At 69.5% G+C, this 20103-nt stretch carries 21 protein-coding genes and 1 pseudogene; 16 read left to right on the plus strand and 6 right to left on the minus strand.

Annotated elements, in window-relative coordinates:
• The first annotated feature begins 58 nt into the window (after positions 1 to 58).
• The 6 genes from ubiE (at position 59) to cysK (ending at position 6001) form a co-directional block, all read left to right on the plus strand.
• Entirely contained in the window at positions 59 to 847 is a 789-nt protein-coding gene (gene ubiE / locus NPA30_RS12505; protein WP_256803031.1) for a bifunctional demethylmenaquinone methyltransferase/2-methoxy-6-polyprenyl-1,4-benzoquinol methylase UbiE, read from the plus strand.
• Between the two features lie 61 nt (positions 848 to 908).
• Entirely contained in the window at positions 909 to 2489 is a 1581-nt protein-coding gene (gene ubiB / locus NPA30_RS12510; protein ID WP_256803032.1) for a 2-polyprenylphenol 6-hydroxylase, read from the plus strand.
• A gap of 7 nt (positions 2490 to 2496) precedes the next feature.
• Positions 2497 to 3063: a nucleotidyltransferase family protein gene (locus NPA30_RS12515; RefSeq protein WP_256803033.1), complete on the plus strand. Its 567-nt coding sequence runs from the start codon at positions 2497 to 2499 to the stop codon at positions 3061 to 3063.
• Positions 3064 to 3138: 75 nt separating this feature from the next.
• Positions 3139 to 4365, plus strand: coding sequence for a bifunctional phosphopantothenoylcysteine decarboxylase/phosphopantothenate--cysteine ligase CoaBC (coaBC, locus tag NPA30_RS12520; RefSeq protein WP_256803034.1), 1227 nt, complete (start codon positions 3139 to 3141; stop codon positions 4363 to 4365).
• On the plus strand, positions 4362 to 4811 hold the full coding sequence (gene dut, locus NPA30_RS12525) for a dUTP diphosphatase (RefSeq protein WP_256803035.1): 450 nt from the start codon (positions 4362 to 4364) through the stop codon (positions 4809 to 4811). The genes coaBC and dut overlap by 4 nt, the downstream gene beginning before the upstream one ends.
• 161 nt (positions 4812 to 4972) lie before the next feature.
• On the plus strand, positions 4973 to 6001 hold the full coding sequence (gene cysK / locus NPA30_RS12530) for a cysteine synthase A (protein WP_256803036.1): 1029 nt from the start codon (positions 4973 to 4975) through the stop codon (positions 5999 to 6001).
• Between the two features lie 52 nt (positions 6002 to 6053).
• Here the strand turns inward: cysK and NPA30_RS12535 are convergent, their stop codons facing one another.
• Entirely contained in the window at positions 6054 to 6248 is a 195-nt protein-coding gene (locus tag NPA30_RS12535; protein WP_256803037.1) for a DUF1127 domain-containing protein, read from the minus strand.
• A gap of 160 nt (positions 6249 to 6408) precedes the next feature.
• On the opposite strand from NPA30_RS12535, the pseudogene NPA30_RS12540 reads away from it, so the two are divergent.
• Both NPA30_RS12540 and NPA30_RS12545 read left to right on the plus strand, forming a co-directional pair.
• Positions 6409 to 6540, plus strand: a pseudogene (locus NPA30_RS12540) (ArsR/SmtB family transcription factor); the annotation flags it as partial.
• A 128-nt stretch (positions 6541 to 6668) separates the two neighbouring features.
• Positions 6669 to 7157, plus strand: coding sequence for a hypothetical protein (locus NPA30_RS12545; RefSeq protein ID WP_256803038.1), 489 nt, complete (start codon positions 6669 to 6671; stop codon positions 7155 to 7157).
• On the opposite strand, the gene NPA30_RS12550 is transcribed toward NPA30_RS12545, so the two are convergent.
• Both NPA30_RS12550 and NPA30_RS12555 read right to left on the minus strand, forming a co-directional pair.
• The gene (locus NPA30_RS12550; RefSeq protein ID WP_256803039.1) at positions 7151 to 7627 is read right to left on the minus strand and encodes a hypothetical protein; all 477 of its coding nucleotides are present in this window, start codon (positions 7625 to 7627) and stop codon (positions 7151 to 7153) included. The genes NPA30_RS12545 and NPA30_RS12550 overlap by 7 nt on opposite strands.
• Before the next feature lie 125 nt (positions 7628 to 7752).
• The gene (locus tag NPA30_RS12555; protein ID WP_256803040.1) at positions 7753 to 8661 is read right to left on the minus strand and encodes a LysR family transcriptional regulator; all 909 of its coding nucleotides are present in this window, start codon (positions 8659 to 8661) and stop codon (positions 7753 to 7755) included.
• A 99-nt stretch (positions 8662 to 8760) separates the two neighbouring features.
• Here NPA30_RS12555 and NPA30_RS12560 point away from each other — a divergent pair, with 99 nt between their 5' ends.
• Positions 8761 to 9639 (plus strand): aldo/keto reductase family oxidoreductase, encoded by an 879-nt coding sequence (locus tag NPA30_RS12560; protein WP_256803041.1) that lies wholly within the window; start codon positions 8761 to 8763, stop codon positions 9637 to 9639.
• A 39-nt stretch (positions 9640 to 9678) separates the two neighbouring features.
• Here NPA30_RS12560 and NPA30_RS12565 read toward each other — a convergent pair whose 3' ends face one another.
• The gene (locus NPA30_RS12565; protein ID WP_256803042.1) at positions 9679 to 10479 is read right to left on the minus strand and encodes a polyphosphate kinase 2 family protein; all 801 of its coding nucleotides are present in this window, start codon (positions 10477 to 10479) and stop codon (positions 9679 to 9681) included.
• Positions 10480 to 10873: 394 nt separating this feature from the next.
• Between NPA30_RS12565 and NPA30_RS12570 the strand changes: the two genes are divergently transcribed.
• The 3 genes from NPA30_RS12570 to NPA30_RS12580 all read left to right on the plus strand — a co-directional run bounded on the left by NPA30_RS12570 (position 10874) and on the right by NPA30_RS12580 (position 13856).
• Positions 10874 to 11002, plus strand: coding sequence for a hypothetical protein (locus NPA30_RS12570; protein ID WP_256803044.1), 129 nt, complete (start codon positions 10874 to 10876; stop codon positions 11000 to 11002).
• A gap of 84 nt (positions 11003 to 11086) precedes the next feature.
• Positions 11087 to 12496, plus strand: coding sequence for a 3-isopropylmalate dehydratase large subunit (leuC, locus tag NPA30_RS12575; RefSeq protein ID WP_256803045.1), 1410 nt, complete (start codon positions 11087 to 11089; stop codon positions 12494 to 12496).
• A 196-nt stretch (positions 12497 to 12692) separates the two neighbouring features.
• Positions 12693 to 13856, plus strand: a complete 1164-nt coding sequence (locus NPA30_RS12580; protein WP_256803046.1) for a GGDEF domain-containing protein — start codon at positions 12693 to 12695, stop codon at positions 13854 to 13856.
• 196 nt (positions 13857 to 14052) lie between these two features.
• On the opposite strand, the gene NPA30_RS12585 is transcribed toward NPA30_RS12580, so the two are convergent.
• On the minus strand, positions 14053 to 15201 hold the full coding sequence (locus NPA30_RS12585) for a GGDEF domain-containing protein (RefSeq protein WP_256803047.1): 1149 nt from the start codon (positions 15199 to 15201) through the stop codon (positions 14053 to 14055).
• Positions 15202 to 15400: 199 nt separating this feature from the next.
• Here NPA30_RS12585 and NPA30_RS12590 point away from each other — a divergent pair, with 199 nt between their 5' ends.
• Complete coding sequence (locus NPA30_RS12590) at positions 15401 to 15874, plus strand: GNAT family N-acetyltransferase (protein WP_256803048.1); 474 nt, start codon at positions 15401 to 15403, stop codon at positions 15872 to 15874.
• A 57-nt stretch (positions 15875 to 15931) separates the two neighbouring features.
• Here NPA30_RS12590 and NPA30_RS12595 read toward each other — a convergent pair whose 3' ends face one another.
• Entirely contained in the window at positions 15932 to 17107 is a 1176-nt protein-coding gene (locus tag NPA30_RS12595) for a YbfB/YjiJ family MFS transporter (RefSeq protein ID WP_256803049.1), read from the minus strand.
• Positions 17108 to 17398: 291 nt separating this feature from the next.
• Here NPA30_RS12595 and sdhC point away from each other — a divergent pair, with 291 nt between their 5' ends.
• Genes sdhC through sdhA form a run of 3 tightly spaced genes read left to right on the plus strand, consistent with a single transcriptional unit; the run spans position 17399 to position 20039 of the window.
• Positions 17399 to 17791: a succinate dehydrogenase, cytochrome b556 subunit gene (sdhC, locus tag NPA30_RS12600; RefSeq protein ID WP_256803050.1), complete on the plus strand. Its 393-nt coding sequence runs from the start codon at positions 17399 to 17401 to the stop codon at positions 17789 to 17791.
• Between the two features lie 11 nt (positions 17792 to 17802).
• Positions 17803 to 18180 carry a succinate dehydrogenase, hydrophobic membrane anchor protein gene (sdhD, locus tag NPA30_RS12605; protein WP_256803051.1) on the plus strand — a complete coding sequence of 126 codons (378 nt, stop codon included), beginning with the start codon at positions 17803 to 17805 and terminating at the stop codon, positions 18178 to 18180.
• 2 nt (positions 18181 to 18182) lie between these two features.
• The gene (sdhA, locus tag NPA30_RS12610) at positions 18183 to 20039 is read left to right on the plus strand and encodes a succinate dehydrogenase flavoprotein subunit (RefSeq protein ID WP_256803054.1); all 1857 of its coding nucleotides are present in this window, start codon (positions 18183 to 18185) and stop codon (positions 20037 to 20039) included.
• Positions 20040 to 20103 lie beyond the last annotated feature (64 nt).

The raw sequence follows: 20103 nt of genomic DNA on the forward strand, positions 1-20103 counted from the left end.
CGGCCGGTCTCTCAAGGCCTCGCAAAATTCGCCCGCGCCCGTCCTGCGGGCCCTGCCAATGAAAGAGGGAGCGATGTCGCGAACGACCGGTGCCGAAGGCATGGAGACCTCCTACGGGTTCGCGGCGGTTGCCGGCGCCGAGGAGAAGCAGGCCCGCGTCAACGACGTCTTCCACCGCGTGGCGCAGCGCTACGACCTGATGAACGACCTGATGTCGGGCGGCCTGCACCGGCTGTGGAAGGACGCGATGGTGTCCTGGCTGTCGCCGCCGCGCCACGCCGGCTGGCGCTTCCTCGACGTCGCCGGCGGCACCGGGGACATCGCGTTCCGGCTCGTCGCCGCGTCGGGCGGCAAGGCCGAGGGCACGGTGCTCGACATCAACGCCTCGATGCTCGGCGTGGGCGCGGAGCGGGCGGCCAAGCGCGGGCTCGACGGGAACCTCACCTTCGTCGAGGGCAATGCCGAGGTGCTGGACCTGCCGGACGACGCGTTCGACGCCTATACGATCGCCTTCGGCATCCGCAACGTGCCGCGCATCGACCGCGCGCTTGCCGAGGCGCACCGCGTCCTGAAGCCCGGCGGCCGCTTCCTGTGCCTCGAGTTCTCCGAGGTCGAGATGCCGCTGCTCGACCGGCTCTACGACACCTGGTCCTTCCGCGCGATCCCGGCAATCGGCGGGGCGGTCGCGGGCGACAGGGACTCCTACGAGTATCTGGTGGAATCGATCCGCCGCTTCCCGAACCAGGCGAATTTCGCCCGGATGATCGGCGAGGCCGGCTTCCAGCGGGTGAGCCATCGCAACCTGACGGGCGGCATCGCGGCGATCCATTCGGGCTGGAAGATCTGACCGGGATGCGCGATCGCAGAGGGGATGACGTGCGGACCGGCCGTTCGCGGGTAGACTGCTCATGAACCCGGTGCTGGGCGCCTTCGCGCTGTTGCGTGCCGGATTCGTGCTGGCCCGCGAGGGTGTCATTGCGGCGCTGCCGGCCGAGGGCCTGCCGCCGGCCGGACGCTTCGCGCATCGGGTCGCCTCCGTCATCGCCCGCCCCTCGGCCGACAGCCGTGCGCGCTCCGAGCGCCTGTCGCGCGCGCTGAATCGGCTCGGGCCGTCCTACGTGAAGCTCGGCCAGTTCTTGGCGACCCGCCCGGACATCGTCGGCCAGGAGATCGCCCGCGAGCTGGAGCAGCTGCAGGACAAGGTGCCGCCCTTCCCCCATGCCGAGGCGGTGAAGGAGATCGAGAGCTCGCTCGGCCGCTCGATGGGCGACCTCTTCCTCGAGTTCGGCGGCGTCGTCGGCGCCGCCTCGATCGCGCAGGTGCACCGCGCGGTGGTGGCGACGCCGGACGGTCCGCGTACCGTCGCCGTCAAGGTGATCCGGCCGGGCATCCGCGCCCGCTTCCGCCGCGACCTGCGCGTCTTCTACTTTGCCGCCCACACCGCCGAGCGCCTGGTCGTGGGGCTGCGGCGCCTGCGTCCCGTCGCCATCGTCGACACGCTCGCCCAGTCGACCAAGATCGAGATGGACCTGCGGCTGGAGGCCGCCGCCTTCTCCGAAATGGCCGAGAACACCGCCGAGGATCCCGACTTCCGGGTGCCCGGCGTCGACTGGGAGCGCACCGGCCGCGACGTCCTGACGATGGACTGGGTCGAGGGCATCAAGCTCAACAACGTGCCGGCGGTGGCGGCCGCGGGGCACGATCTGCCGAAGCTCGGCATCACCGTCGTCCAGTCCTTCCTGCGCCACTCGATGCGCGACGGCTTCTTCCACGCCGACATGCATCCGGGCAACCTGTTCGTCGCGCCGGACGGGGCCGTTGTCGCGGTCGATCTTGGCATCGTCGGCCGGCTCGGGCCGAAGGAGCGCCGCTTCCTTGCCGAGATCCTCTACGGCTTCATCCGCCGGGACTACACGCGCGTCGCCGAGGTGCATTTCGAAGCCGGCTACGTGCCACGCCGGCACGACGTTGCGAGCTTCGCCCAGGCGATCCGCGCCATCGGCGAGCCGATCCACGGCCAGTCGGCCGAAACCATTTCGATGGCGCATCTCCTGACGCTGCTGTTCGAGGTGACCGAGCTCTTCGACATGCAGACGCGCCCGGAGCTGATCCTCCTGCAGAAGACGATGGTGGTGGTGGAGGGCGTCGCCCGCTCCTTCGACCCGCGCTTCAATATGTGGGAGGCAGCCGAGCCGGTCGTCGCTGACTACATCCGCGGCCAGCTCGGGCCCGCAGCGGCGCTGCGGGACGCCCGCGAGGACTTTTCGGCATTCCGGCGCATCCTTGCCGCCCTGCCGCAGGCGGCGGACGGCTTCGAGATCCTGGTCAAGGCGCTGCCGGACCTCATCGAGAACGGCGTTCGGATCGACGACGACGCGCTGACCCATCTCGCCACCGAAAAACGGGCGAGCATCATCTCCGGCCGCATCGCGCAGTGGGTGATCGCGCTGTCGCTCGCCTCGATCGCGCTGACGATGCTGTGGCGCTGAGGTAGCCTTGAACGGGGCGGCAGGCGAACGCGCGCTGATCGACGACGTCCTCGCCGATCCGGTCAACGCCGCCCTCGCCGCGCGCCTGCCCTCGCTTGGGCTGCCGCAATGCCATCTGACGGCCGGCTGCGTGTTCCAGGCGCGGTGGAACAGGCTCGCGGGCGAGCCGCCGGGCCACGGGGTCAACGACTACGACGTCTTCTATTTCGACGATGCCGACCTCTCATGGGAGGCAGAGGACGCGGTCGTCCAGGCCGTCGGCGCGCTGACGCGGGATCTCGGCGCGACGGTCGAGGTTCGCAATCAGGCGCGCGTCCATCTCTGGTTCGAGATGCGCTTCGGAACGCATTATCCTCGGCTGCGCTCGGCGCGTGAGGGGATCGACCGGTTCCTCATCCGGTGTACCTGCGTCGGTCTCGACGTCGCGAGCGGGGAGCTCTATGCCCCGGACGGTTTCGAAGATCTGGACAACGGCATCCTGCGTCCGAACGCCCATTTCAAGCAGCCGGCGCTTTTTCGCAGGAAGGCCGAGGATTACCGTCGGCGCTGGCCGTGGCTCGTCGTTGCCGAGTGAGATCGACGCGCAGACTTCCCATCGGTGGCGGTTTTGGCCCATACCGGCGGGGACACACGGGCACCGGTCGGCAGAATGTCTCTCGCAACACGGCACATCCTCCTCGTCGTCGGCGGCGGCATCGCCGCCTACAAGGCGCTCGACCTGATCCGCCGGCTGCGCGAACGCGGCGCCGTGGTGACGGCGGTGATGACCGCGGCGGCGGCGGAGTTCGTCACGCCGCTGTCGGTCGGCGCGCTCACCGGAAGCCGCGTCTACCACGACCTGTTCGACCGTGAGGACGAGCAGGATGTCGGCCACATCCGGCTGGCGCGGGGCGCCGATGCGGTCGTCGTCGCGCCGGCGACGGCCGACCGCATGGCCAAGGCGGCGGCCGGATTTGCCGACGACCTTGCCGGAGCGATCCTGCTCGCGACGCGCGCGCCGGTGCTGATGGCGCCGGCGATGAACCCGGCGATGTGGTCGCATCCAGCGACACGGCGCAATCTCGACATCCTGAGCGGCGACGGCGTCCGCTTCGTCGGGCCGAGGGCCGGCGAGATGGCCGAGGCCGGCGAGGCGGGCCTCGGTCGGATGGCCGAGCCGCTGGAGATCGTCGCGGCGCTGGAGGCGCTGTTCGCTTCGGCCGGCGGGCCGCTCGCGGGGCGGCACGTCGTCGTCACCTCCGGCCCCACGCACGAGCCGATCGACCCCGTCCGCTACATCGCCAACCGCTCCTCCGGCCGGCAGGGCCATGCGATCGCCGCAGCCCTCGCCGGGCTCGGCGCCCGGGTCACCCTGGTCTCGGGTCCGGTGGCGCTTCCCGACCCCGCCGGGGTGGACGTGCGGCACGTCGAAACGGCGCGGGACATGCTGGCAGCGGTGGAAGCCGCACTCCCCGCCGATGCCGCCGTTTTCGTCGCGGCCGTCGCCGACTGGACGGTCTCCGGCGCCAGCGAGCGCAAGCTGAAGAAGACCGGCGAGGGTCCGCCGAGCCTCGCGCTGGTCGAGAACCCCGACATCCTGAAGACCATCGGCCACGCCGCGAACCGGCCGCGGCTCGTCGTCGGCTTTGCGGCCGAGACGAACGACGTCATCGAACATGCCCAGGCAAAGCTGAAGGCCAAGGGGGCCGACCTGATCGTCGCGAACGATGTGTCCGGCGCGGTGATGGGGGGCGCCTACAACACCGTGCATCTCCTGTCCGCCGACGGCATCGAGCCTTGGCCGGAGATGAGCAAGACCGCGGTGGCCGGCAGACTGGCCGAGCGGATCGCCGCGCTGATAGGAGCGCCGGTCGACGCGGGAGACGTGGGGCGATGACGCCGAGCATCCGCATCCTGCGCCTGCCGCATGCGCGCGACCTGCCGCTGCCGGCCTACGCCACGGAGGGTGCGGCGGGCGCCGACCTGCGCGCCGCACTCGCCGAACCGCTGGTGCTCGAGCCGGGCGCGCGGGCGCTGGTGCCGTCGGGCTTCGCCTTCGAGATCCCGCCGGGCTTCGAAGTGCAGGTGCGGCCGCGCTCCGGCCTTGCCGCCAAGCACGGCGTGACCGTCCTGAACGCGCCGGGCACGGTGGACAGCGACTACCGCGGCGAGGTGATGGCGATCCTCGTCAATCACGGGAGCGCGCCCTTCACCATCGCGCATGGCGAGCGGATCGCGCAGCTGGTGGTGGCGCCTGTGGTGCGGGCAGCGTTCGACGAGACCGTCGCGATCGGCGCGACCGCACGTGGCGTCGGCGGCTTCGGCTCGACCGGCAGAGGCTGAGCGGAAGAATTTCGCGTCGATCGACACCGGGAGGGAAGGCGTTTCCCTCCTCGGCGGTGGCGGGAACGCCACGCCCTGGCACGCGCCCTGCGCCGATCCTACTCTAGATGCAGCACTCAACCGGCGGGGGTGAGCCTCGCCCATCAGCGGAGGACGACGACATGGACACGCCCATCGGCGACACGACGGCCCGCACCCGCGGGCGCGGCCGCATCTACGACTCCATCCTGGACACCATCGGCGACACGCCCACCGTACGGCTCGACAAGCTGGCCAGGGAGCGCGGCGTGAAGGCCAACCTCCTCGGCAAGCTCGAGTTCTTCAACCCGATCGCCAGCGTCAAGGACCGCATCGGCGTCGCCATGGTCGAGAAGCTGGAGGCCGAGGGCAAGATCGAGCCCGGCAAGTCGGTGCTCGTCGAGCCGACCTCGGGCAACACCGGCATCGCGCTCGCGTTCGTCGCGGCGGCCAAGGGCTACCAGCTGATCCTGACGATGCCCGAGACGATGTCGGCGGAACGGCGCAAGATGCTGCGTCTGCTCGGCGCGCAGCTCGTCCTGACGGAAGGTCCGAAGGGCATGAAGGGCGCCATCGCCAAGGCCGAGGAGCTCGTCGCCGAGATCCCGAACGCGGTGATGCCGCAGCAGTTCGAGAACCCGGCCAACCCGCAGATCCACCGGGTGACGACCGCGGAGGAAATCTGGAACGACACCAGGGGGCAGGTCGACATCTTCGTCGCCGGCATCGGCACCGGCGGCACGATCACCGGTGCCGGGCAGGTCCTCAAGCAGCGCAACCCGAACCTCAAGATCGTCGCCGTCGAGCCGGAGGCCTCCCCCGTCCTCTCCGGCGGCAACCCCGGCCCGCACAAGATCCAGGGCATCGGCGCCGGCTTCGCGCCGGCGATCCTCGACCGCGAGATCTACGACGAGGTGGTCCAGGTCACCAACGACGAATCCTTCGAGCTCGCGCGCCTCGTCGCACGCCTGGAAGGCGTGCCGGTCGGCATCTCCTCGGGCGCCGCGCTCGCGGCGGCGATCAAGGTTGGCCAGCGCGAGGAGAACGCCGGCAAGAACCTCGTCGTGATCATCCCGTCCTTCGCCGAGCGCTACCTGTCGACCGCGCTGTTCGAGGGACTGGTCGACGAGCCCGCCGGCAATGAACCGGCCAAGGGCACGCCGTCGATCTGACGGTTGCACGACTGCCGGGCGCGGCGTTGCATGTGCGCCGCGTCACGGCAGGTCACAGCCATCGTGCCGCCTCTTCGTCGGCCTCCTGCCGGGAGATGCCGATGTCGCGCAACTGATGATCCTGGAGATCGGCGAGGGCGAAGCGCCCGCGCCGGCGGGCGAGCCAGAGGGCGATCGCGCGGCGCGTCAGGCCGAAGAGCTCTGGCCGCTCGGGCCGCAGTCCGCGATGCCGCTCGGTCGCCGGCATCCCGCCGTTTCGTAGCAGAATACTTGAGGGACGGTGCATCGGCGTCTCCGAAACATGGTCGTCGGAGACCTCTCTAGCGTCCGGTTGGGTCGCGATGCTTCGGCGAGCGCCGTAGCGTTGCCTATAGGCCGGCCGATCCGCCCGTCCTAGTCTCACGTGCATGAGTGTCGCCTCCGCCAGTCCCATCGCCATCCTCGCCTCGCTGATCGGCGATCCGGCGCGCGCCAACATCCTCTGCGCCCTTACCGCCGGACAGGCCTTCACGGCCGGCGAACTGGCCGGCATCGCCGGTGTCAGCGCCCAGACGACCAGCGGCCATCTCGCTCGGCTTCTCGACGCGGGGCTGGTCAGCGCGCTCAAGCAGGGGCGCCACCGCTACTACCGCTCGCGTCGAACCGGGTCGCGCTCCTCCTCGAACAGATGGGCGCGCTTGCCGACTTCGGCGGCTCGCCGCGCACCGTCGGTCCGCGCGACCGTCGAATGCGCCTCGCCCGCACCTGCTACGACCACATGGCCGGCCGGCTCGCGGTCGGCCTCGCCGGCGCGCTGGAGCCGGACGGGCTCGTCATCCTGTCGGATGAGGGCGGGCTCGTCACCCAGCGGGGGCTCGCACGGTTCGGCGAAGTCGGCCTCGATCTCGGGCCGCCGGACTCGCGCCGGCCGCTCTGCCGCACCTGTCTCGACTGGAGCGAGCGCCGGCTGCACATCGGCGGCCGCCTCGGCCGGGCGCTTCTCGACCATGCGCAGGCGCGGCGCTGGGTGGAGGCAGCGCCCGACGGGCGGGCGCTGTCGATCACGGGCGCCGGCCGGAGCGGCCTGCGCGATGTCTTCGGCCTCGATGTCGCGGCTCTGGAGGACGATGCGCCGCCGGCCCGAAGCCATGCCTGCGCACGGGTCGCCTCCTACTGAGGCATCTGCGGCGGGGCAAAGACGATGTAGGGCGTCTGCGGCGTCTCGCCGGGCGGCAGGCCCTGCGGAGCCGGCTGGCCGGGCGCGCCAAGCGACTTCACGTACATGTAGAACGAGCGCAGCTCACCGTCGGTCATCTCGTGCACGTTGTACCAGGGCATCGGCGGCCGGGTCTCGAAGCTCTTGCCGTACGTCACCCACGCGTCCTCGCTCATCTTCGCGACCGTCAGCCGCAGATTGGCGGCATAGGTCGTGCCCCAGGGACCGCTGAACCCGACGGCGACGCCGGTGAGCGCCGTCTTCGGATCGAGCGTGCCGCCGCTTTCGGCGTAGCCCGGCGTGTGGCAGTCGTTGCAGCCGCTCGTGATGGAGACATGGCGGCCCCACTCGACGCTCGGCGCCTTCTCGGCGGCTTCGGCCATCGAGATTCCACCCGACAGAAGCGCGACAGCGATGAACAACGTGCGCATGAACCCCTCCAGTAGCGTCGGCGGCACGGCGGAAGACCGGCCCCGCGGCGACGCGCGCAGGCTCATGGCAGAAGTCATGCAAGGTGTAAACAAGATAAAACACGCCTTACCTAACGTATTGCAGGCTATGGGATCTTGCTCATTGCTTTGATGAAGTCGACGAACGCGCGGAGCGGCGCAGGCACGAGGCGACGGCCCGGATAATAGAGGAAGGGGCCGGAGAAGCGCGGCCACCAGTCCTCCAGCACGGGCTCCAGCCGGCCGGCGTCGATGTGCGGACGCAGCCAGTCTTCGAAGAGGCAGTAGACGCCGGTGCCGGCCAGGGCTGCCTCGACGGCGAGATCGACCGCGCCGCCGATCGCCACGATCAGCGCCGCCTGCGGCTCGATTCGCAGGGTCGCCTCACCCTTCTCGAACTCCCAGACCGTCAACGCCCCGCTGGGGAAGCGGCCGAGGATGCAGCGATGCTCCAGGAGGTCGCGCGGGTGTTCGGGCCGGCCGTGGCGGTCGAGATAGGCCGGGGCGGCGACGGCGGCGAAGCGCTGCGTGCGCGGCCCGATCGGCAGCGCGATCATGTCCTGCTCCAGCCGCTCGTCATAGCGGATGCCGGCGTCGCAGCCGGCCGCGATGACATCGACGAAGCTCTCCTCCGCCACGATCTCCACCCGGATGTCCGGATAGGCGGCGAGGAAGGCCGGCACGATGCCCGGCAGCACCAGCCGCGCCGCGCTGGTGGGCACGTTCAGCTTCAGTGTGCCGGCCGGCCTGTCGCGATAGCCGTTGACGACGTCGAGCGCGCCCTCGACCTCGCGCAGGGCGGGATCGAGCCGCTCGATCAGCCCACGTCCGGCCTCGGTCGGCACGACGCTGCGGGTGGTGCGGTTGAGGAGGCGTACGCCGAGCTCTGCCTCGAGCCGGCGAACCGCTTCGCTGAGGCCGGAGGCGCTGGCGCCGCCGACGCGGGCCGCTTCGCGAAAGCCGCCGGCGCGTGCAACGGCGAGGAATGCCTGGAGGTCCGCCAGATCCGCTTTCACTGTTCGCCCTTCCGCACGAGCCGTGCGGACTGTGCAGCCTAATCGTGCGGCGCGGCAAGGGTTATCTCTCGCTCAGTCAATCCAGACAGGAGAGTCACAATGACCAAGCTCGAACAGGCAGGGACGTTCAAACTCGGCGAGGCAAGCGTGAAGCGGCTCGGCTACGGCGCCATGCAACTCGCGGGGCCGGGTGTCTTCGGTCCGCCGCGCGACCGCACCGAAGCCGTCGCCGTGCTGCGAGCCGCCGTCGAGGCCGGCGTCGATCACATCGACACCAGCGACTTCTACGGCCCGCACGTCACCAACGAGATCATCCGCGAGGCGCTGGCGCCCTATCCCGACGATCTGACCATCGTCACCAAGATCGGCGCGTCGCGCGGCACGGACAAGTCGTGGAACCCGGCCTTCTCGAAGGAGGACCTGACCCGGGCCGTCCACGACAACCTGCGCGATCTCGGCCTCGACGTCCTCGACGTCGTCAACCTGCGCTTCATGTTCGATGTGCATGGGCCGGCGGAGGGACCGATCGAGGCGCCGCTCGCGGTGCTCGCCGACCTGCAGCGCCAGGGTCTGGTGCGCCATATCGGCCTCAGCAATGCGACGGCCCGGCAGATCGCCGAGGCGCGGCGGATGGTCGAGGTCGTCTGCGTGCAGAATCAGTACAATCTCGCGCATCGCGGCGACGACGCGCTCATCGACGATCTGGCGAAGGCGGGTATCGCCTATGTCCCGTTCTTCCCGCTCGGCGGTTTCAGCCCGCTGCACTCGGAGACGCTGTCCGCGGTCGCCGCACGGCTCGAGGCCACGCCGATGCAGGTGGCGCTCGCCTGGCTCCTGCAGCGTGCTCCGAACATCCTGTTGATCCCCGGCACATCGTCGCTCGCTCATCTCGCCGAAAACCTTGCGGCGGCGGATCTGACCCTGCCGGCCGATGCGGCCGCCGAACTCGACGCGATCGCGGCGCAGGCCTCCGCCTGATCGAAGGCGGCGGCGGCCACGCCGCCGCCGCTGCTTCTGCTACTTCGCCTCCTTCAGCGCCTCGAACTGCGCCTTCAGCCCTTCGTCGAGGGGGCGGGGCGCAAGGTCGACGCCCTCTGCGAGGCGGTCGGCGATGTGGGTGAGGGCCGTGATGCGACCGTACTTCTTGCTGTTCGACGGCACCACCAGCCACGGCGCCGCGTCGGTCGAGGTCTTCTCGAACATCTCGTCCGCCGCCGTCTCGTAGTCCGACCACTTCTCGCGGTTGCGGAAATCCTCGTAAGAGAGCTTCCAACGCTTCAGCGGATCTTCCAGCCGCTTCTCGAAGCGCTCGAGCTGCTCGTCCGGGGTGATGTAGAGGAACACCTTGGCGACGCGCGAGCCGTCGTCGACGAGCTGGCGCTCGAACTCGTTGATCTCGTCATAGGCGCGCTGCCACTCGTCCTTCTTGGCGAAGCCCTCCACCCGCTCGACGAGCACGCGGCCGTACCAGGAGCGGTCGAAGACGCAGATCTCGCCGTCGGCGGGAATGCGGTCCCAGAAGCGGGCGAGATAATGCCGCTTCTTGTAGTAGGGCGTCGGCGCGGCGATCGGCCAGACATGGAAGCCGCGCGGGTCCATGACGCTCGCCATGCGCCGGATGGTGCCGCCCTTGCCCGCCGCGTCCCAGCCCTCGAAGACCACCACGGCCTTGGTGCCGTGCAGAAGGTAGGCCTGCTGGATCTCCTGGAAGCGCTTCTGCAGCTTGTGCAGCTGCTTGTCATAGTCCTTGCCGTGTATCGACAGGCTCATGTCGAGCGCGCCGAGACGCCCGTCCTTGGCGTGTTTCTTCTTCGACATCGCGAGGCCTCTCCGTGACGCTTTCATGAACCCTGTCGGGCAGATCGAACGGCGTCAATGACGGGGGCGGGGCGGGCGTTCCCGAGGCCATCATCTCTTGCGCCCTCGCCGTCGGGCGGGAGCGCACCCTCACGCGGCTGCTCGCTGGCGCTCGCATCCACCCTCTCCCGCGAGCGGGAGAGGACCGGCGCCCGTCCTGCCGGGGTATTGGATGCGCGTCTGGTGCCGAAGCGATAGACGCCGAGAAATGGGCGCCGAGCGTCAAAGCCGCGGTCTTCTCCTCGTCGGGGAGACAATGCCGGCAGGCGGATGCGGGGGCAGCCACGTCATGCCCTCCCTCCGGGCCCTGCGCCCGTCATTGTCACCCTGCAGCCGCTTTGCTATTTTCCGCCGCATGATCCGCATCCGGAAGATCAAGGCGCACCGGCGACTGCCGACGAGCGAGGGCTTTGCCAGGCTCTCCGACCGCGCGCGCCTGCCCGGCCGCTTCTTCTACCGGCTGGTCGGCTCGGCCGGCGTATAGGCGCCGCCTTCTCGCGCCCCCGGCGCGCTGAACCTGTCCGACTTCCGATCCTCCGGCTCCGCGCCGGCTGCCGAGACTCTTCCCATGACCGAGACCAAGCCCCGCACCCTCTACGACAAGATCTGGGACGACCACGTCGTCACCGAGGAGGACGGCACCAGCCTCCTCTACATCGATCGCCATCTCGTGCACGAGGTGACGAGCCCGCAGGCCTTCGAGGGCCTGCGCATGGCCGGCCGGCGCGTGCGCCACCCCGAGAAGACGCTGGCCGTCGTCGATCACAACGTGCCGACCTACGACCGCTCCGCCGGCATCCACAATCCGGAAAGCCGGCTGCAGGTCGAGACGCTGGCGAAGAATGCGGTCGAGTTCGGCCTCGAATACTACAACGAGACCGACGCGCGGCAGGGTATCGTGCACATCATCGGTCCGGAGCAGGGCTTCACGCTGCCCGGCACCACGATCGTCTGCGGCGACAGCCACACCTCCACGCACGGCGCCTTCGGCGCGCTCGCCCACGGCATCGGCACCTCGGAGGTGGAGCACGTGCTCGCCACCCAAACGCTGATCCAGGCCAAGGCGAAGAACATGCTGGTGCGCGTCGACGGCACGCTGCCGGAGGGGTCGACCGCCAAGGACATCATCCTCGCCATCATCGGCGAGATCGGCACCGCCGGCGGCACCGGCCACGTTATCGAGTATGCCGGCGAGGCGATCCGCGCGCTCTCGATGGAAGGCCGCATGACGATCTGCAACATGTCGATCGAAGGCGGCGCCCGCGCCGGCCTGATCGCGCCGGACGAGACGACCTTCGCCTACATCAAGGACCGGCCGCGCGCGCCCAAGGGCGCCGACTTCGACGCGGCCGTTGCCTACTGGAAGACGCTGCACACGGATGAGGGCGCCCATTTCGACAAGGTGGTGGTGCTCGACGCGGCCAACCTGCCGCCGATCGTCTCCTGGGGCTCCTCGCCCGAGGACGTGGTCTCGGTCGACGGCGTGGTGCCGGACCCGGCGGCAATTCCCGACGAGACCAAGCGCGCGTCGAAGAAGCGGGCGCTCGACTACATGGGCCTCACCCCCGGCACCAGAATGACCGACATACCGGTCGACCGCGTCTTCATCGGCTCGTGCACCAATGGCCGGATCGAGGACCTGCGCGCCGCCGCGGCCGTCATCCAGGGCCGGCGGATCGCGCCGAGCGTCTCGGCGATGGTGGTCCCCGGCTCCGGCATCGTGAAGGCGCAGGCCGAGCTCGAGGGGCTCGACCAGATCTTCGTCGCGGCCGGTTTCGACTGGCGCGAGCCGGGCTGCTCCATGTGCCTCGGCATGAACGAGGATCGCCTCGCCCCCGGCGAGCGCTGCGCCTCCACCTCGAACCGCAACTTCGAGGGCCGGCAGGGCTTCAAGGGCCGCACCCATCTCGTTTCGCCGGCGATGGCTGCCGCCGCCGCGATCGCCGGCCGCTTCGTCGACATCCGCGACTGGCACTGACGGCTCGGCCGCCGGCCCTGCGCCGGCGGCGCTCAAGCCGACGAGCCAACGCTTTGGATGCCGGGCGCTCTCCACGCAACCAGACCCGCGTCGAGCGCTAGAGCACGCTCTCGCTCCGTCAATACGCTCGGCTGAAATTAATTCGGTCCTAACGATCCCGCTTCTACAACATCGAGGCGCTCGGGGTGGGAATTCGATGGCTGCGCAGGGTCCTCTGTTTCTCTTCAACCCCTTCGGCTTGGCGGCCCTGGGCTTCGTGTTGCTGCGGCTGCGTCTGAAGCTCGGGGAGGCAGCGGTCAGCCTCTGGTGGTCGATCGGCTTCCTCACCGCGGCGGCCGCCTTCGTTCTCGAGTTCTCGCGCGGGATCCTGGAGCCGACGGTCGCCGTCTTCCTCGTCAACGCCGCGTTTCTCGCCACCGGCATCGCGCTCAACCGGGCCGTGGCGCGCACCTACGCCACCCCTGCGCGGGACGGCCCGATCGGTGTCATCGCGCTGGTCACGCTCGGGCTCATGATGTGGTTCCAGGTCGTGCATCCGGACACCGCCCTGCGCATCGTCATCGGCAGCCCGGTGCTCGGGCTGATCCTCCTGCATGCCGGGCTGCGCGTGCCGTTCGGCTCCCGCCGTCCACGCGATCATGCGATCCGCGCGTTCTTCGTGCTGCTGTTCGCCCTTCTCATCGCCCGCAGTCTTGCGACGGTCCCCTACCTGCCGCAGGGGCTGACCGTCGCGCAGTACCGGGTGTCCGACTTCTACCTCTCGATGCACATGGCGGCGGTGATGATCGGCCTGGTGCTCGCGGCGGTGATGATCAGCGCCGTGGTGCACGATCTCGTCGAGGAGCATCGCTTGCGCTCGGAGACCGATCCGTTGACCGGGATCCTCAACCGGCGCGGCTTTGAGGAGCAGGTGGGCGCCCTTGCCGGAACGCCGTGCGGACAGCCGCTGTTCGTCACCCTCGCCGACATCGACCACTTCAAGAGCGTCAACGACCGCTTCGGCCACGCGGCGGGAGACGCGGTCATCGTAGGACTCGCGCGGCTCCTGGTCTCGCTCTACGGCGAGGGCGCCGTGGTCGGACGGATGGGCGGCGAGGAATTCGCGATCGCCCGTCGCTTCGCCGACCAGCGCGAGGCGCACACGCTCGCGGAGATCGCCCGCGGCGCCTTCGCGGCGCTCGCCTTCGACGACACGGCGCCGGGCACGCGGTTCACCGTCAGCTTCGGCATTGCCGAAGTCGACGCCGCGGCGGGCCTGGCGGTCTCGCTCGGCAGGGCGGATGCCAATCTCTACCTTGCCAAGACGCGCGGCCGGGATCGGGTGGTCGGCGAGGAGAAGGCCGCGCAACTCGCCGCGTGAGGACGATGAGCGGGAAGCCCCGCGGCGCTCACGGCACGAGCCGGGCGCAGGAGTGACCGTGACCCGCCTTGCAGTCCGACGATCGGCGAGGGCCCGTCGGCTCGCAGACGGGACCCCGGAAGGCCCGTCGGCTCACAGCCGAACGTCGCGGAAATTCCGTATCACGTTCGACCAGAGTCAGATGAGGCTCCCGGCCTCAGGCCGCGGCGACCTGTGCCTCGGCGGCGGCGCGGAAGACCACCCGGTTCCGGCCGGCATGCTTGGCGGCATAGAGGTTGCGGTCGGCCCGCAGCAGCGTCTCGCCGAACAGCTCCTCGCCGTGGGCAAGGGCCACGCCGAAGCTTGCGGTCAGCCGACGGCCCTCCAGCGGTGAGGGCCACTTCGCGGTCGCGACCGCCTGGCGGAGCGTCTCGGCCAGCGCCTGCGCTTCCGCACCGGAGACGGCGGTCAGGTGTACGGCAAATTCCTCGCCGCCGATGCGGGCGACCGAGCCGATGGTGCCGACGGTGGACTGGATCAGGCGGCCGAGAGTCGCGATCACCATGTCGCCCGTGGCATGCCCATAGCCGTCATTGATCGCCTTGAAGTGGTCGATGTCGGCGAGGATCACGGCGGTGCCGCGGCTGCCGGCCTTCTGCGTCACCCGCTCTTCCAGGCCGCGGCGATTGAAGACACCCGAGAGGGGGTCCGTCGCGGCCGTCTGGCGCAGCATCTCGATCGCGTCGAGGCAGACTGCGACGAGCGCGGTGAGCGCGAAGAGGAGACTGAAGAGGGTGACGCTGGCCATGAACAGGACGGCCCAGGGCGTGTCGCGCCAGCCATCCAGGGTCAGGCCCTGCGGATAGATCACGCCATAGATCGTCTGGCCGGTGAGCACCAGGACGAGGGCCAACTGAACGAAGAAGAGGGCGCGATAGGCGGGCTTGTGCAGCGCCACGCGCAGATGCCACGCGCCGAGGAGCTGCAGTGCGGCGCACGCCATCTGCACATACGCGATCTCCCATGTGACGCTGTCGTAGACGATCAGTGCGACGGACGCCGCAGCGATCGTGGCGGCGATCAACGCACCGGCCATGCGGTCCTGCACCGGTTGCTCGAAGCGCAAGGCGAGGCCCCGGCTCATCGCAGCGATGGCCAGGAGCACCGTGGCGTCCTCGAGGAGCGCCTTGGGGATCTGCAGGTAAGGCAACGGGGTCGCCATCGAGGCGAAGCCGAGGGCCGCGACCAGATAGGCGAAGCTCCACCAGCGGGCCCCGCGCACCTGCGTCGACAGCAAGAGAAAAACACCGCCGGCTGCTGCGCACATCAGGGGCAGAAACCAGATCAGGAGATCGGCTGCGTTCACGGCACCCACCCCCAAAACGCCGACGTGTGCATCCTGTGAACGCAATGCCTCCCGTCGACCATCCGAAATCCATGTGTGCCTAACCTTAAGCCCGGGTGTGTAAACGGTTCGTCAACCCGTTTAATCGGCTTCGCAGGGATCGGCGTCACGGCTGCACTTGCGCTTGACGGCGGCCTCGTTCCGCGGGAAAGCCGAGATCATGGAGCCGAGCCCGCAGCCCGACATCGACATCGCACTCTTGCGTCTGAAGGACGCCCGCGATCTCGCGCCGCTTCTGTCGGCCTACAATCAGTCGCTGTTCCGCGGTGCGCCCGGTGCTCCGGACACCTTCTATGCCGAGCAGCTGCTGCAGGATCGCTCGGCAGAACTCCTCGGCGCGCGGCTCGACGGGCGGCTCGTCGGCTTCCTGATCTTCTACGATCTGCCCGACATCTGGACCGGCATGCGCTCCGGGCTCGCCGATCACGTCTATGTGGATCACCTCTACCGCCGCAAAGGCATCGCCAAGGCGATGATCGATCTCCTGGCCGAGGAGGCGGAGGGGCGGGGATGGTCCAAGCTGGTCTTCCATGCGCCGCGCAACGCGGGCACCAGCCGCCATCTCTACGAGCGCGTCGCTGCGCCCGCCGACTGGTCCACCTACGTCATCCGCTTCATCGACCGTCCCGTCTGACGCCGACCGGCATCGGCCAAGCCTGGCCGGCGGGTGCCGAACCCCGCTGGGCGTCGCTTAGGGCAGTGAATCGCGCACCGACAGGACGGCCAGCGTGGCGAGCGCCAGCGCGCCGGCGCCGAGGAGGCTCGCCAGGGCGAAGCTCCCCGTGAGATCGGCGGCCCATCCGCCGACGAGGGGCCCGACGATCTGGCCGACGCCGAAGGCCGCGGTCATCGCCGCCAGCACGCGCCGGCTGCTCTCCGGCGCGACCATCTGGCCGATCTGCAGCCCGTGCGCCGTCACCACCATGAAGGTGGCGCCGAGGAGCGCGCCGCCGACAAGGGGTGCGAGGCTTGCCGGCAGGGCGATCGAGGCAAGGACGCCGACCGTCTGCAGCACCAGCGCCAGCGGGTAGGTCGAGCGGAGGCCCGCCCGGCGCGCCAGCGGCGCCCAGGCGAGGATGGAGACGGCCGCCGTCAGGCCGGTGACGAACCAGGTCAGGAATTCGATCGCCGGCCCGGCATCGCCCATCCGCGCCATGGTGACGATGAAGGTCGCGGTGATCACGTAGCCGAAGCCGAAGAGGCCGTAGGACAGGGTGAGCAGCGACAGCGGCCGCGTCCAGGCGATCGATGGCTCCGGGGGCGGGACCGCGGTGTTGGCGACCGGTGCCGGCAGCAGCCGCGCGACGGCGGCGAGCATGGCGAGGGTCACCCCGGCGCAGGCGAGCCAGTCCGCGCGCCATGCCCGGGCGCCACCGCCGTCGAGGGTCGCGAGGAGGTAGACGATCAGCGAGGAGAGCGCGATGCCCATGCCGACGCCGCCGAAATGGATCGGCATGACGGTGCGATCGCCTGACGCCTGCGCCTGGCCCGACACGACGGCCGTCACGAAGATCATCGCGAACGCGCTCGCGAGGCCGGCGACGAATCGCACGAGCGCCAGGAGAGAGACATCGTCGGTGACGCCCATCGCCGCGAGCGCGAGGCTGGACACCAGGAGCGCGAGGAGCCCGATCCGGCGCTCCCGCCCGGCGCCCCAGCCGAACGAGGCGAGGATGGCGCCGGCGAGGTAGCCGGCGAAGTTCGCCGCCGCGATCCACCCGGCCTGGCTGGCGGACAGCGGCACGCCCGCCACCATCCCGGGCAGGATCGGTGTGAAGACGAAGCGGCCGAAGCCCATCGCGGCGGCCATGGCGATCGCGCCGGCCAGGGCCGTGCGGGCGGGGGAAGCGGTCGGGCGCTGAAGCATGAGCCTCTCATACCCGCGCCAGGCATCGCTGGACAGCGGCGGAGTTGCCTTCGAGCATCGGCCTGTGCCGTCGCGCCGGTGGTGGGCGCCGGCCGCAGGAGGCAGGACGATGCCGCACCGGCCGAATCGCCCTTGGCCTTCAATCGATTGAGACCTGGAATCATTCCAATCCGAATGGCGCCAGCTCTTGCATTCGCGTCCTCGTGCGCTTTTAACGTCGCAGTCCCCCGATTGCTGCGCTGCGCGCCGGCCGGGTGAGTCGGTGCACCGCAGAAAGGACGAGAGCCAAGGATGTCCGAGGTCAAAACCGCGCGGCCGATGTCGCCGCACCTGACGGTCTACCGCTTCACGCCCACCATGGCGATGTCGATCATGCACCGCATCACCGGTGTCGCGCTCTATGTCGGCACGCTGCTCGTCGCCTGGTGGTTGATCGCCGCCGCCAGCGGCCCGGAGGCCTTCTCCCACGTGGCTGCCTTCTTTGGATCGATCTTCGGGCGCCTCGTGCTCTTCGCCTACAGCTGGGTGCTGATCCATCACATGCTCGGCGGCATCCGCCATCTCGTCATGGACACCGGCCGCGGCCTGCAGAAGGAGCAGTCCCGTCAGGCCGCCATGGCGACGCTGATCGGCTCCATGATCCTGACCGTGATCCTGTGGATCATCGTCACACTCGCCGGCTGAGGAGGCCCGCCATGCTGATGAAGACGCCTCTCGGCCGGGTCCGCGGCTACGGTTCGGCGCGCGAGGGCACCGGCCACTTCTGGGGCCAGCGCCTGTCGGCGATCGCCAATATCGTCCTGATCACGGCCTTCGTGATCCTCCTGATCGATCTCCACGACGAGACCTATCTCGACCTGCGCGCCGCCTTTGCCAACCCGCTGATCGGCCTGATCGTCGGCCTCGCGGTGATCTCCTTCACCTACCACATGCGGCTCGGACTGCAGGTGGTGGTCGAGGACTACGTGCACGGCGCCTCGAAGCTGCCGCTCCTCATCCTCAACACCTTCTTCTCGGTCGCGGTCGCCGTCGCCTGCCTGTTCGCGATCGTCAAGCTGAGCTTCGGAGCCTGATCATGGCCGACACCCAGACCTTCGGCGAGACCGCCCAGCCGCACCGCACCGCACCGGCCGTCAACGGCGCGGCCTACCAGTTCATCGACCATACCTTCGACGTGGTCGTGGTCGGCGCCGGCGGCGCCGGCCTTCGTGCCACGCTCGGCGCGGCCCAGGCCGGCCTCAAGACCGCCTGCATCACCAAGGTCTTCCCGACTCGCTCGCACACGGTCGCGGCACAGGGCGGCGTCGCCGCCTCGCTCGGCAACATGGGCCGCGACGACTGGCGCTGGCACATGTACGACACCGTCAAGGGCTCCGACTGGCTCGGCGACCAGGACGCGATCGAGTACCTCGTGCGCAACGCGCCGGCGGCGGTCTACGAGCTCGAGCATTTCGGCGTCCCCTTCTCGCGCACCGAGAGCGGCAAGATCTATCAGCGGCCGTTCGGCGGCATGACCACCGAGTTCGGCGAGGGTCCCCCGGCGCAGCGCACCTGCGCCGCCGCCGACCGCACCGGCCACGCCATCCTGCACACCCTCTACGGCCAGTCGCTGCGCTACTCGTCCGAATTCTTCATCGAGTATTTCGCGATCGACCTGATCATGGACGAGGAGGGCGCCTGCCGCGGCGTCGTCGCCCTGTGCATGGACGACGGCACGATCCATCGCTTCCGCGCCAAGAAGACGATCCTCGCCACCGGCGGCTACGGCCGCGCCTACTTCTCGGCGACCTCCGCCCACACCTGCACCGGCGACGGCAACGCCATGGTGCTGCGCGCCGGCCTGCCGCTGCAGGACATGGAGTTCGTGCAGTTCCACCCGACCGGCATCTACGGCGCCGGCTGCCTGATCACCGAGGGCGCCCGCGGCGAGGGCGGCTACCTGACCAATTCCGAGGGCGAGCGCTTCATGGAGCGCTATGCCCCCTCGGCCAAGGACCTCGCCTCGCGTGACGTCGTCTCACGCTCGATGACGATGGAGATCCGCGAGGGCCGCGGCGTCGGCAAGGGCAAGGACCACATCTTCCTGCACCTCGACCACCTCGACCCGGCAATCCTCCACGAGCGCCTGCCGGGCATCTCGGAATCGGCCCGCATCTTCGCCGGCGTCGACGTGACCCGGGAGCCGATCCCGGTGCTGCCGACGGTCCACTACAACATGGGCGGCATCCCGACGAACTATCACGGCGAGGTGCTGACCAAGCGCGACGGCAACCCGGACACCGTGGTCCCCGGCCTCATGGCTGTGGGCGAGGCGGCCTGCGTGTCCGTTCACGGCGCCAACCGGCTCGGCTCCAACTCGCTGATCGACCTCGTCGTCTTTGGCCGCGCCGCGGCGCTGCGTTGCGCCGAGACGGTGAGCGCGGGCGAGGGCCAGCCGACCCTGCCGGCCGGTGCCGGCGACAACTCGCTCGCCCGGCTCGACCGCTTCCGCCATGCCAGCGGCGGCACCTCGACGGCCGAACTGCGCGACCGGATGCAGCGCACCATGCAGTCGAACTGCGCCGTCTTCCGCACCGGCGAGGTGCTGGAGGAGGGCCACGAGAAGATCCACGAGGTCTTCCGCGCCTCCGACGACGTGCGCGTCAGCGACCGCTCGCTGATCTGGAACACCGATCTCATCGAGACGCTCGAATACGACAACCTCATCGCCCAGGCCGTCGTGACCATGGACTCGGCGCTCGCCCGGCAGGAGTCGCGCGGCGCCCACGCCCGCGAGGACTTCCCCGACCGCGACGACGTGAACTGGATGAAGCACACCCTGTCCTTCTGCGACACAGCCGCCAAGACCGTGACGCTGGAGGACCGGCCGGTGCACACCTACACGCTGTCGAACGAGATGGAGTACATCAAGCCGAAGAAGCGGGTGTACTGAGGTCGCGACATTCCCTAAGGGAAAGAATGGACGGCAATAGTAATCGAGATTGCCGTCCGGAATT

The organism is Mangrovibrevibacter kandeliae (assembly GCF_024519155.1).
Classification (GTDB): Bacteria; Pseudomonadota; Alphaproteobacteria; order Rhizobiales; family Rhizobiaceae; genus Mangrovibrevibacter; species Mangrovibrevibacter kandeliae.